Here is an 11,828-nt window from a genome sequence, read left to right on the forward strand (position 1 = left end):
TTCCCGCCGCTCGATCCTCCGGCAATCTTGTCCAGATCCCACGGATTGCGCGCAGCCCCGTAATACGGATTTTCCGTCGTCGCGCCCATCGCAAATTCATGCAAGTTCGCTTTGCCGACGATGACGGCACCCGCTTCCTTCAGCCGCTGCACGACGAACGCATCCTCGTCCGGCACCCAGTGCTGGAATACTTTCGATCCGGCCGTCGTATTCGTCCCTTTCGTCTGGATAATATCTTTGACCGCGATCGGAATGCCGTGCAGCGGACCTCTGATCCGCCCCTGCATCATTTCTTCATGAAGCGCTTCCGCTTGTCGCATCGCCTCTTCGGGAGTTACCCGTATATAAGCGTTCAACACCGGGTTCAACCGGTCGATCCGCTGCAGAACCCGGCCCGTAATTTCAAGCGGCGAAAGCTGCTTGGTGCGGATCAATTGCGACAAGGAGTCGATGTCCTGAAACATCAGATGCTCGGTCACTCGTCCTCACCCTCTTTCCGGAGGGAAAGGTGACTGGCCGGCTCCACTTCCAGCAAAGGCTCCTCTTCCCCCAGCAGCCCTTCGATATATTCGCTCAAACTCATCATGCTTTCACATCCCGTTTATAGAATAAATGTCATCAATTTCGGAAATGCCGTCAAAATGGCGATACAAATGAGGTAAGCATACACGTAATATAACGAACCTTTAAAGATGCTCATTACCGGCACATCCGGCACTAGCCCTTTGACGACGAATACGTTAATACCGAACGGCGGCGTAATCGCGCCCACGCTTGTAATGATACACATCATGACGGCAAACCAGATCGGATCGTAGCCGAGCTGAACGGCGGCCGGGAAAAAGATCGGGATTGAAATAATAAGGAAGCCGAAAGCGTCCATAATATGGCCTCCGATAACAAATACAACAAAAATCATGACCATAATCCATACGGAAGGTATCGTTAGCGATGTGACCCAGTCGGCGACTTCAAACGGCAGCCGGGTAATCGTCAGAAACCGGCCGAATACAAGCGCTCCTAAGACCATCATGATGACCATGGCCGATGAACGAAGCGAGTCGAATACGGCCAGCTTGAAGTTAACCCAGCTTAATTTGCGCCTCGCAACGGCATACGCGAGCGATCCGAAAGCGCCGACCGCCCCCGATTCCGTCGGCGTAAACCAGCCGAGAAACAGGCCGCCGATGACGAAAATGAGCAGCAGCAGCGTCGGCATCACGCCCGATATCGCTTTGAGCTTCTCGATCAAGGTCGGGTTGTGACCGGCAGCGGGAGCCATCTCCGGGTCGCGCCAGCAAACATATCCGATGACAAGCAGAAACAACACGACCAACAAAATGCTCGGCACGATGCTGGCGACAAACAAGTCTTTAATGGACAGCTGCGCCTGGATCGCGATGACAAGCAGCACTGTACTCGGAGGGATGATAATGCCGAGCGACCCGCCTCCGGCGACGCTTCCTGTGCTTAACGTGTCGCTGTACTTGAATTTTTTCAATTCCGGCAGCGCCATCGAACCGATCGTCGCAGAGGTGGCCGAGTTGGATCCGCAGATTGAACCGAAGCCGGCGCTGGCCAGGATGACCGTCCAGATCATTCCGCCCCTATAATGCCCAACCCATTTATAAGCGGCTTGAAAGAGCCGTTCCGTAATGCCTGACCGAAATACGATTTCACCCATAAACACATAAAGCGGAATGACGCTGAGCGAATAACTGGAAAATTGCGACCATAAATCGCCGCTGACGACGGTAAATGCGGCTTTCGAAGAAACAACGGCGTACAAGCCGGCAAATCCGACAATGAGCATGGAAAAGCTGATGGGCATCCGCAAAAACATCAGCAGAAACAAAACCGCAATACCTATAACTGCATATAGGGTTAAACTCACTTGTGATCACCCTTCATGATGAATTTGATGGAGTCGACGAAAAGGGCTAGCGTTAAGCCGAAGAAGCCGATGGCAAGCAGATAGATGAACGGGTAATAAATGACCGCGAGCGTTTCCGAGAGCGTTCCTTCTTTCATCATATTATTGGCATAAACAACCAGCTGATAGGAAACGAATGCGAAAAAGACCATACTGATCAAATGCGTTGCGCTGTAAATGGTTCTTCTCACCAGGGGAGGAAATTTGTCGACGACAATATCCATATCGACATGGCCCCGGTGAATTTGGGTATATCCGATCGCGAACCCCGCGGTGATCGCGGACAGCCAGCCGACCATTTCGTTAATGCCGAAGATAGGAGAGACGAACTTTCGAATAATAACATTGACGGTGATCAATACGCATATAAGCACCATGGAGGCTCCGGCAACGACCGCCAGCGCAGTATTCAATCTGATGCTGATTTTCTCCAGCACAGCCAGCAAGACGACTTCTTTTTTGTCGGCAGCCGTCTCCGTATTCGCCGTCTGCACGGATTTTATCTCGCTCGCTTGTTCCAAGGAGACACCTCATTTCCGATAATAATCGGCCATCGTCCGGAACGTTGGCGATTTCGCTTTTCCAACGCCGTGATGATTTGGCCGTGCCGCGCTTTACTTCGAATATTGATCCTTCAGCTCGTACACCCGTTTGCGGAACTCTTCCGCAGGCAAGCCTTTTGCCTGCAGATCGGACACCGTTTTGTCCTGGAACGGCTTCAGCTTCTCGTCCCACACTTTCTTTTCCTCCGGAGAAAGCTCGATCACTTTGAAGCCTTGCTCGGTTTGCGCCCACTCCATCGCTCCTTTGACGGAGGTATCCAAAAACTCGCCGGCCCATGCGGCAATTTCCGGACCAAGATCGTTAATCACTTTCTGAACATCGGGAGGAAGCGAATCCCATTTGTCCTTATTCATGACGGCGGCAAAAGTGGATACCGTCAGCGGGTAGTTCGTTTCGTATTTGACCATCTCGGCAAATTTCAAATCCTTCAATACTTCGCGCGACGATACATAGCCTGAAATGACGCCCGTCTGCAGCGCTTCTACCGCCTCAGACTGGGACATGCCGACAGGAGAAGCACCCACCCCTTTCAGTACCGGTGCAAGCGCGCCGGAAATCCGGATTTGCTTCCCTTTCAAGTCGCTTAATGTGGAAATCGGGTCTTTCGTTTGAAGATAGGCGGGTTCGGTTGCGAATGCGGTGATCAGCTTCATGTCTTTAAAGGCGTCCTGCGGATATTCCTGCATCAGGTCATAGACGACCTGGCTTGCCACTTTCGCATTGGGGAAACCGGAGGGCATTTCGGCGATCGTCATGAGCGGGAAGCGGCCGGGTTCATATGTCATAACCGACAGTCCGATATCGGCAACTCCGCTTTTGACGCCGTCGTACATATTTTTATCGGTCAGCAGCGTTCCTCCGGGAAATAGCTTGACTGTTACTTTTCCGTTTGTCCGTTTTTCCACTTCTTCCTTCCATTTCTCCATCTGTTTGGCCGGAAACGTGGTAGACGGAGCGAAGAAGGCATACGTAAGCTCGATCGGCTTGTCGCCGGAAGAAGTTGACGTATTTCCGGATGCCGGAGCGTTTGACTTTGAGCCGCAAGCGGCCAGCAGGACAACGATCAACAATAATGAAATGCCCATCCACCATTTTTTCATATGTTTCTCCCCCACCCTTTTATCATCTCAAATTTAGTGTTTCTCCGAATTTTAGATACTGTTAGCTGCGAGCGCAGGCTCCGCTTTCAGTTTTTGCTCGTCGTTGTGTAGATAGAGCGCCTGGAAAAGACAATATCCGGCTTGTTTCCGTACTTGCTGCACGCTTTGTTTTCCTGCCAAAATTAAGTGTTGGATAGCTTATCTTCAATCAGTTTTTTCGAGCAAAAAGAACGGACGGCCGAGCACCGCTTCGAGACGGAAATAACGGTCGAGTCCGGTGGCGCGGAAAGAGTGGGTCATGTTGGTCACCGTCTGCAGATCGGGAACATCGTACAGAAAGACGGCATGATATCCGGCCGAACCCGCATGTCCCGCAGTTAAAATATCCCGGTCAAGCGTTCCGATCAGCTTTGACCCGTTGTCCTTCCATCCGGCAAGCACTTCGTTTAATTTAGGCAGTATGTGCTGCGTTTTCTCTGCGCCGGTCGTATCGAACCAGCCGGTCGATTCGAACTGGATCATCACCCTCAGCATCGGGGGAATTTGCGGCGCCCCATGTTCGATTGCCATGAACGATCACTCCTCCATTATTGATTTAACGCATCAGTCTGCCGCCGTTAATATCCATTGTTGCCCCGGTTACAAAACCGCCGTAATCGGAGACGAGATACGAAACGAGCTCCGCCACCTCCGCCGCTTCCCCGACCCGGCCGACGGGAATCGTCCGGACCATGCCCGCAAGCGCGTCCGCCGGAATTTTGTCCATCTCCGGCGTCCGAATGGCGGCCGGCGCAATGGCGTTAACCGTGATGCCGTATTCGGCCAGCGTTCGGGCAAACACTTTCGCAAGCGCTATCTGGCCGGCTTTCGATGCGCTGTATGCCGCGCTTGACGTAAGCGGTCCGAACTGGCCGCCGAAGGACGACATATTGATGATTCGCCCCCACTTCTGCTCTTTCATGACCGGAACGACCGCTTGGGAGAAGAAGAACGTGCCTCCCAGATTGACGGCCATAATCCGGTTCCATTCCTCGGGGCCGATTTCTTCGATCGCCGTCTCCGTGCGAATTCCGGCATTGTTGACCAAAATATCGATCCGTCCCCAGCTTCGCGTCACATCTTCGACGCACCGGGCAATCGCCGCATTGTCGGAGACGTCCATTTCGCAGAATATCACCCTTCCCTCACCTGTCTCCCGCTCGAATTCCGCTTTGACGGAATCGAGTCCGAGACTGACGAATGCGACCTTCTTCCCTTCCTGGACCAATTTGGCGGCAATGGCGTAACCGAGGCCCTGAGAGGCACCGGTCACGATCGCAACCCGCTCTTCGGTACTGCTCATATACTTCACCTCCTGTTCGCCGCAGCTTATTTCACCCATATTTCCCGCAAGGCGCGCAGCGCATTTCCGCCGGTCACTTTGGCGATGTCGCTGTCGCTGTATCCACGCCGGACGAGCCGTTTGACAATGTTGGGCATCGCTTCCGACGGATTTTCGACGCCCCGACATACGCGGATTCGTCATACTCCTCCACTGTGGGATGCGCCGATCGACAGCTGATCGTCCAGCGCAAGCTGCAGCGCGAGCCTCGATAATTCGTCCGGTTGCCGCAGCAGGAAATGTCGACCCGGATAATTCATCGATTTTTAAAAAAAATAATCAGAATGTGTGACTTAATGTACTGCAAAACGTCAACTTCCTTGTCACACCTATAACAATAGCTGATTAATCTTAAAAAAAGAACCGGCAAATCGTCCGGTAATTTCTTTTTTTACTGTATGATTCGTTCACTAGTTCTGCCCGGCGGGATGATGGTAGGATCCAATCAAGCTATTATTCATCTTTAATGATGTAAATTCATACGGATATTTTCGGTTTTAGCGGCAGAAGCCGTCTGTTTACATGAAGCTAACATTGAAGAGCTTATGCTTACGAAGTGGTTTTGCTTACGAAGTGGTTTTGCTTACGCAAAACCTTAAGGAGGACACATATGAACGGTTCGGTATCCATCGCAGTTGTAGGAGCAGGCTCAATGGGCGGATTATTCGGCGCCCGGCTTGAGGAGGCGGGTTGCGCCGTGACGTTATACGACACTTGGAAAGAACATGTGGACCAAATTCAGAATTACGGCCTTAAGGTATCGAACGGTACAACCGACCGAACAATTCCCATCCCCGCGTTCGACTCGGCTCAAGCGGACAAGCCGTATCATTATGTGATCGTTTTTACGAAGAACCAGCATACCGAAGATGCGATCAACCGTTTCAAGCCGCTCTTCGGGCCCGATACGTATGTCGTTTCGCTGCAAAACGGCATCAGCAGCATTGAAATACTGCCGAAATATTTTCCGCGGGAACGTATTATCGTTGGGGTCACAACGTGCAGCAGCGATTTATTGGGACCCGGGGCGATTAAAAGCGGCGACGCCGGAACGACGTATGTCGCGAAATTGACAGATGATAATCCGGACAGCGCGCAATTCTTTGCGGCGCTGCTCAATGAAGCGGGGCTGCCAGCGGCCGTTTCCGGGGATACGTTAACAATCATTTGGGAAAAACTCGCCTTCAACGCCGCGATCAATCCGGTTTGCGCCATTACCCGAATGTCCGCCGGAGAGGCGGAAAATCATCCGCTCGGCAAGCGGCTGACCCGATTCATAATCGACGAGGTAACGGCGGTAGCAAATCAATTAGGCATCGGGATTGACAGCGGACAAATTGCGGAAAAGCTGCGCCAGGCTTGTTTGCCTGAACATTCCGGCCATCATTTGCCTTCCATGCTGCAGCATGTCTTGAAAAAGCAGAGTACGGAAATCGAGGCGATCAACGGGGCCGTCATCCGGCTCGCGGAACAGCTAAAGATCGACGTTCCGCACAACCGGACCGTCTATCAGCTGATCAAAATGATGGAAGATCAGTATTTGCAGCCCGGGCCGGCATGAAGCTACCGCCGGTAACGGCACCTTTATGAGCCGCTTGTTCCCCGGGTTCCGTACTCCGACGGCACGACGCCGAACTCACGGCGGAACAGCCGCGCGAAATAGACCGGCTCCATTCCGATATGCGCGGCGGCCTGCCGCACCGTTATCGCGGGATGCTCCTCCAGCAACAAAGCGGCGGACCGCAGCCGAATCCGCTGCAAATATTGATGCGGCGTCACACCAAGCTCCTGCCGGAACAGCCGATCCGTTTGTTTGGGCGAATAGCCGACGTAAGACGCCAGCTCGGACAGCGTAAAATTGCGTTCCATATGGTCGTGCAGGAAACGGGTGATCCGGCCTGCGGCCGAATCCGGATCACGATTCTCCTTCTCCGTGTACCCTTGGCCCCGGTCTGCGCTGTTCAACACCTGCTTGTTTAACTCCACGCAAAAGGCAAGAAAAAGCTCTGCTGATTTCCATTTGTCGAAATCCGGCCCGGCATGCAGCCACATCTCCTCCAGCAAAGCATACAGGCGGCGGATATCCTTCAACTCATACAGCTGCGGCTTCCGCCCGAATCCCCAGCTTTCCATTCACCCGTCTTCTTTTTCCACAAAGGTCACATAACCGGTAAGCCACGGCTCCCTGCCTTTCGGCACATATTCGTGAGGCAGTCCCCCCGGAATATAAAGCAGCCTGTCCGGCATCAAAATGTCCCAATTATCCTGCCCGAGCAGACGAAACTCACCGCCACCGGCAATCGTGAAAAACAGCTGTTTGGCGGAAAAGCCGTTCAAACGCGTAATGGGAGGCTGCTTCTCAGTTTCGACCGTATATACATAGAGCGGAACGTCTCCCGCAAAGGAGGCGTTCAAGTTAGTGTGAAGCTGCAGCAGTTTCATTCCGTCCTCCCGATGTCCATTTTGTACGGTAGTTTGTCTTTTTTGACCGCTATGATTTACAAGTATATCACATCTATAATTGGTATCGGACGCGCCGCTCAAACGAGTGCAGACTCCCTGTTGAAAAGGAGCAAGATAGCTATGATCCGCATCGAAAAGTACTGGGAAAATCCGAATGTGCTCCATATGAACCGCGAGCCGGCGAGAGCAGCCTACATACCCTTCCGCGATATGGATACGGCAAAATCGGGCAAACGGGGAAATCCCCTTACTATCAAACGTTGAACGGAAACTGGAAATTTCAGTACCGGGACAGCGTCACGCTTGTGGAGGACGGTTTTTATGAAGCCGATGCCGATGGATGGGACGATTTGCTGGTGCCGTCATGCTGGCAGACGAGCGGATACGACCAGCTGCATTATACGAACATCAACTATCCGATTCCATGCGATCCCCCATTCGTACCGGACGACAATCCCGCAGGCTTGTACATAAGAGATTTCAACCTTGAAGGCCGCCTGGCGGAAAAAGAAACATATCTCGTGTTTGAAGGGGTCAATTCCTGCTTTTATTTGTGGGTGAACGGGAGCTTTGCCGGGTACAGTCAAGGCAGCCGCATGCCCGCGGAATTCCGGGTTACCCCCTGCCTGCGGCCGGGAAGCAACCGGGTTGCGGCGATGGCGCTGAAGTGGTGCGACGGCACGTACTTGGAGGATCAGGATGCTTGGCGTTATTCGGGTATTTTTCGCGATGTGTATTTGCTGGGGCGAGATCCGGTTCATATTCGGGATGTCGGAATCCGGCCGGAGCTTGCTGCCGATTTCGGTTCCGCCCTGCTGCATATCGATCTGAAATCGACCGGCAGCCTGAACGTGGCGGCGGAGCTGCGCGATGCCCGCAATCGGTCCATCGTCCAGGGCGACATTGCCGTAGACGGCGATGGAACGCTGCAAATTAAAGTAGATGCGCCTGTCCTCTGGAATGCGGAGCAGCCGTATCAGTACCAGCTTTACATTCGTGCAGGAGAGGAAGTGCTGCGCTTCCCGGTCGGGTTCCGTAGCGTCGACATCCAAGGCGGCGTATTTCGGATAAACGGCAAAGCGGTGAAGTTAAAAGGGGTCAACCGCCACGATTCCCACCCCGTGCTTGGGCAGACGATTCCGCTCAGCCATATGAAGCAGGATCTGAATCAGATGAAGCGTCATAACATTAACACGATCCGGATGTCCCATTATCCGAACGATCCCCGTTTTCTGGACTTATGCGACGAATACGGCTTCTACGTCATCGACGAGGCCGATCTGGAGTGCCACGGCATCGGCATTGCCGAAGACTGGGCGGACGGAGCGTTCCATAAGCTTTCCGCCGATCCGCAGTGGCGAGACACTTTCCTTGACCGGGCCGTGAGACTGTTGGAGCGCGACAAAAATCACCCCTCGGTCGTCATCTGGTCGCTCGGCAACGAGTCCGGTTACGATGAGAACCATATTGCGATGGCGGAATGGACGAAGCGGCGCGACCCTTCCAGACCGGTGCATTACGAAGGAGCCGCTCCACGGTACAACGGCCATGCAAACACGGAATACCTTGATATGGAGAGCCGGATGTACGCGACCGTCGACGAAATCGAAGCGTACGCCAATGACGAAAGCAGCCGCAAGCCGCTGTTTCTATGCGAATACAGCCACGCGATGGGGAACGGTCACGGAGACCTGCACGATTACTGGAAGGTGATCGACCGGTATCCGAAGCTGATGGGCGGCTGCGTCTGGGAATGGTGCGATCACGGTATCGCCGCTAAGACGGAGGATGGAACGGCTTTTTACGCCTACGGGGGAGATTTCGGCGACCGGCCGAATGACGGCAATTTTTGCATCGACGGGCTTGTCTCCCCTGACCGCAGGCCGCACACTGGGCTGCTGGAGCTGAAACAGATCATTGCCCCGGTCCAATTTGAAGCGGTCGATTTGATGAAGGGCCGGGTGAAGGCGCATACCAGCTTCTGGATGAAACCCGGGCGCCCATTCCGATGAAACCCGCTAAACCGCTGCGAGAAGATGCGGAGTACGTGCGCAATGGAACGTGCAGCATTTTCATTTTTACGGAACCGCTTGCGGGCTGGCGGCATGTGAGTGTTCGTCCACAGCGCACGCGGGTGGAATGGGCGGAACAAGTCCGCGATCTGTTGGATGTTCATTACCCGGAGGCTCCGAAAGTGCGCCTCGTGATGGATAACCTGAACACGCATTCTATCGCCTCCCTGTACCAGGCATTCGAACCGGAAGTGGCTTTGCGTCTGGCGAAACGCTTGGAACTCCATTACACGCCTAAACACGGCAGTTGGCTTAATGTGGCCGAAATCGAACTCAGTGTCATGACCCGCCAGTGTCTGGGACGCCGGATTCCTTCTTTAGAAGATTTGGCCCATGAACTTGCCGCATGGGAAACGGGACGCAATGCTTCTCAAAAAGGAGTAGACTGGCAATTTACCACGGAAGACGCCCGAATCCCACGGAAGCGTCTATATCCACAATTTAAAGACTGATGAAGTACTAGTTTTTTTTAATTCAATACTATAAATGAGCAAAAACAGATACAAAAAATTCCAACGGATGATTAGACGACTTTGAATCGCTCACAAACGACCTGAAATGGAATGCCTTTCTGGGCGCATTCATAGACATACCGGAGGCGATCCCGCTGAACTTGCTTGCGTACGGCGCGCAGTCCATCGCCAAATGAGCAAGGTTGTCCCAACCCGACCATGCAATACAGATGAGTCCAAGCCAAGAGCGCCCATAAACGGATAAACGCTTTGGCGGAGCGGACCTGATACGTGTCAAAGCCCAAATTGTTTTTGGACTGGCGAAAGAAGATTTCAATGGGCCAGCGTTTGGCATAGTAAGCCGCAATGGTTTCCGTCTCCAGCGAAACATCCGTGCATAAAAAAGCACGCAAAGCCCTTGACTCCCCCAAAGCCTGCTCTGGCCAACAGAGCAGCACCACGGCATTGCCGATCTCATTCAATGCTCCTTCATAGCGATACATCCAGTACGAAGAGCCGTTCACGGTGACGAGGCGAACGTCTTCCTTGCGAATGTGCTGCGAGAAGTCTTGTACGGAAATACGGATGCCTTGGGGATAGAGAATCCGATTGGTTTTGAGTGCACCGATGACGTGATAGCCTGCCGCTGCGTACGCATCAATGACGCGGGGACAGGTGAACCAGGAATCCACGAGACAATAGCCGCCATGAGGCGGGAGAGGCAAGGTCTGAGCCATGTCACAAACCCGGTCGATTTTCGTATATATGGTGCCGTCCGGATGAGTGAATGTCTTGTCGTAAAGGTTAGTAGAATGAATCAAGGACAGATCGGAACAGCCCAGAACAGTGGCTTGAACCTGGTGCCCCCAGACCACCTTGCCCAGCAGATGGGAGTGATGAAAACCGGCTTGCTCCATAGGAAAGCGAGCCTGTGACGAAGGCTTTGTTTTCTGAGCAATCGTATCGTCGTGAATGACAAACAGCGGTTCCGCCATGCGCCGGGAGGTTTCTAGAATCTGACGAAGGGATTCTGTTTTGACTTTGCTTTGCAGCACCGTTTCATCCCATACCCCTTCGGCGAGAAAATGGCCCAGCGTGGTACGGTGGCAGTCGCTGTATTCCGCCCAATCCGTAACCTTCCCGCGAAATCCTTTGGCGGTTGCCGCCGTCATGTACGTTTCCACATGTGCTAAAACAGGCTTGGAAAAATACAAAGGCAACCGGTGATGCAACAAATAGTTGCGGATAGCGGTAGGTTCCGGTACGATGACGGTATGAGACATAGTCGTTTCTCCTTTGGTTTGAGCTGGTGTGGTAACTACCTTTTACCACAAGGAGATACGCCTTGTCTCTATTCTTTTTGATTTTACAGTTTACTGGAAGCGAATTTGCTCATTTACAGTTATATATTCAAACCCATGCATAAATATTAATTATCAGTAAATTTGAAATTTTATTTATCATGTAAATTGAAACAATTCTCACTTAAAATGAAAAATCACAAATCGCAAGGATTCGGGCAATGATATTCCCCTTACCCGCACCGGCTGTACCCGCAGTTGCCGCAAGTCTTGCAGCCCTCGATGTTAATCAGCGAGGCGGTGCCGCAGGAGGGGCACAGGTCGCGGGAAGCGGCCGACGAATGGCTGTGCCCGTGTCCGCCGTGGCCGGGGTCGGCTTCAGCGGCCGGAGCGCCTTCGGCCGTAAGCTCGGCGTTCAGCGCGCTCTCGAAATCCTCCAGCGCGAGCGTTGCCGCAATCGGCGCGGGAACGTGTTCTTCATGCGCGCTTTGCTGCACGTGGGTCTCCAGCGCCTTCGCCACCGCGTCGGCGATTGACTCAACGCGGTTCGCGCCGAAGCCGA

General features: G+C 53.1%; 14 protein-coding genes and 1 pseudogene. 4 read left to right on the forward strand and 11 right to left on the reverse strand.

The window, feature by feature from the left end; genetic code table 11:
* The 7 genes from L692_RS0117355 to L692_RS31940 form a co-directional block, all read right to left on the reverse strand.
* Positions 1-479, reverse strand: a 479-nt coding sequence (locus tag L692_RS0117355) for an amidase (protein ID WP_025701374.1), incomplete at its 3' end; no start/stop codon positions are given.
* 122 nt (positions 480-601) lie between these two features.
* A complete protein-coding gene (locus L692_RS0117365) occupies positions 602-1,894 on the reverse strand; it encodes a TRAP transporter large permease (RefSeq protein ID WP_025701375.1) in 1,293 nt (430 codons plus the stop codon).
* On the reverse strand, positions 1,891-2,454 hold the full coding sequence (locus L692_RS0117370) for a TRAP transporter small permease (RefSeq protein WP_025701376.1): 564 nt from the start codon (positions 2,452-2,454) through the stop codon (positions 1,891-1,893). Before L692_RS0117370 ends, L692_RS0117365 begins: the two co-directional genes overlap by 4 nt.
* 93 nt (positions 2,455-2,547) lie before the next feature.
* Entirely contained in the window at positions 2,548-3,597 is a 1,050-nt protein-coding gene (locus L692_RS0117375) for a TRAP transporter substrate-binding protein (protein WP_025701377.1), read from the reverse strand.
* 204 nt (positions 3,598-3,801) lie between these two features.
* Positions 3,802-4,167: a hypothetical protein gene (locus L692_RS0117385; RefSeq protein WP_025701378.1), complete on the reverse strand. Its 366-nt coding sequence runs from the start codon at positions 4,165-4,167 to the stop codon at positions 3,802-3,804.
* 25 nt (positions 4,168-4,192) lie between these two features.
* Complete coding sequence (locus L692_RS0117390) at positions 4,193-4,939, reverse strand: SDR family NAD(P)-dependent oxidoreductase (protein WP_025701379.1); 747 nt, start codon at positions 4,937-4,939, stop codon at positions 4,193-4,195.
* Between the two features lie 26 nt (positions 4,940-4,965).
* Positions 4,966-5,115 (reverse strand): membrane dipeptidase, encoded by a 150-nt coding sequence (locus L692_RS31940; protein WP_269636735.1) that lies wholly within the window; start codon positions 5,113-5,115, stop codon positions 4,966-4,968.
* Positions 5,116-5,588: 473 nt separating this feature from the next.
* Here L692_RS31940 and L692_RS0117400 point away from each other — a divergent pair, with 473 nt between their 5' ends.
* Positions 5,589-6,539, forward strand: a complete 951-nt coding sequence (locus L692_RS0117400; RefSeq protein WP_025701380.1) for a ketopantoate reductase family protein — start codon at positions 5,589-5,591, stop codon at positions 6,537-6,539.
* A 23-nt stretch (positions 6,540-6,562) separates the two neighbouring features.
* Here L692_RS0117400 and L692_RS30705 read toward each other — a convergent pair whose 3' ends face one another.
* Positions 6,563-7,111: a helix-turn-helix domain-containing protein gene (locus tag L692_RS30705; RefSeq protein ID WP_025701381.1), complete on the reverse strand. Its 549-nt coding sequence runs from the start codon at positions 7,109-7,111 to the stop codon at positions 6,563-6,565.
* A complete protein-coding gene (locus L692_RS0117410) occupies positions 7,112-7,420 on the reverse strand; it encodes a hypothetical protein (protein ID WP_025701382.1) in 309 nt (102 codons plus the stop codon).
* Positions 7,421-7,561: 141 nt separating this feature from the next.
* On the opposite strand from L692_RS0117410, the gene L692_RS33920 reads away from it, so the two are divergent.
* The 3 genes from L692_RS33920 to L692_RS0117420 are packed head-to-tail and all read left to right on the forward strand — an operon-like array spanning position 7,562 to position 9,965.
* On the forward strand, positions 7,562-7,705 hold the full coding sequence (locus L692_RS33920; protein ID WP_312000869.1) for a hypothetical protein: 144 nt from the start codon (positions 7,562-7,564) through the stop codon (positions 7,703-7,705).
* Positions 7,702-9,453, forward strand: a complete 1,752-nt coding sequence (locus L692_RS31270) for a glycoside hydrolase family 2 TIM barrel-domain containing protein (RefSeq protein WP_332258270.1) — start codon at positions 7,702-7,704, stop codon at positions 9,451-9,453. The genes L692_RS33920 and L692_RS31270 overlap by 4 nt, the downstream gene beginning before the upstream one ends.
* Complete coding sequence (locus L692_RS0117420) at positions 9,450-9,965, forward strand: transposase (RefSeq protein ID WP_025701383.1); 516 nt, start codon at positions 9,450-9,452, stop codon at positions 9,963-9,965. Before L692_RS31270 ends, L692_RS0117420 begins: the two co-directional genes overlap by 4 nt.
* Before the next feature lie 71 nt (positions 9,966-10,036).
* Here the strand turns inward: L692_RS0117420 and L692_RS0117425 are convergent, their stop codons facing one another.
* Positions 10,037-11,248 (reverse strand): IS701 family transposase, encoded by a 1,212-nt coding sequence (locus tag L692_RS0117425; RefSeq protein WP_025701384.1) that lies wholly within the window; start codon positions 11,246-11,248, stop codon positions 10,037-10,039.
* Positions 11,249-11,499: 251 nt separating this feature from the next.
* Positions 11,500-11,828: pseudogene (locus tag L692_RS0117430) on the reverse strand (adenosylcobalamin-dependent ribonucleoside-diphosphate reductase); the annotation flags it as partial.

Origin of the sequence: Paenibacillus forsythiae T98, assembly GCF_000520735.1 — a bacterium.
Classification (GTDB): Bacteria; Bacillota; Bacilli; order Paenibacillales; family Paenibacillaceae; genus Paenibacillus_AQ; species Paenibacillus_AQ forsythiae.

Excerpts from the sequence above, each read along its gene's own strand:
- L692_RS0117390 (WP_025701379.1), bottom strand. The coding sequence starts at position 4,939 with ATGAGCAGTACCGAAGAGCGGGTTGCGATCGTGACCGGTGCCTCTCAG.
- L692_RS0117385 (WP_025701378.1), bottom strand. The coding sequence starts at position 4,167 with ATGGCAATCGAACATGGGGCGCCGCAAATTCCCCCGATGCTGAGGGTG.
- L692_RS33920 (WP_312000869.1), top strand. The coding sequence starts at position 7,562 with ATGATCCGCATCGAAAAGTACTGGGAAAATCCGAATGTGCTCCATATG.
- L692_RS0117410 (WP_025701382.1), bottom strand. The coding sequence starts at position 7,420 with ATGAAACTGCTGCAGCTTCACACTAACTTGAACGCCTCCTTTGCGGGA.
- L692_RS0117375 (WP_025701377.1), bottom strand. The coding sequence starts at position 3,597 with ATGAAAAAATGGTGGATGGGCATTTCATTATTGTTGATCGTTGTCCTG.
- L692_RS0117400 (WP_025701380.1), top strand. The coding sequence starts at position 5,589 with ATGAACGGTTCGGTATCCATCGCAGTTGTAGGAGCAGGCTCAATGGGC.
- L692_RS0117425 (WP_025701384.1), bottom strand. The coding sequence starts at position 11,248 with ATGTCTCATACCGTCATCGTACCGGAACCTACCGCTATCCGCAACTAT.
- L692_RS0117420 (WP_025701383.1), top strand. The coding sequence starts at position 9,450 with ATGAAACCCGCTAAACCGCTGCGAGAAGATGCGGAGTACGTGCGCAAT.
- L692_RS30705 (WP_025701381.1), bottom strand. The coding sequence starts at position 7,111 with ATGGAAAGCTGGGGATTCGGGCGGAAGCCGCAGCTGTATGAGTTGAAG.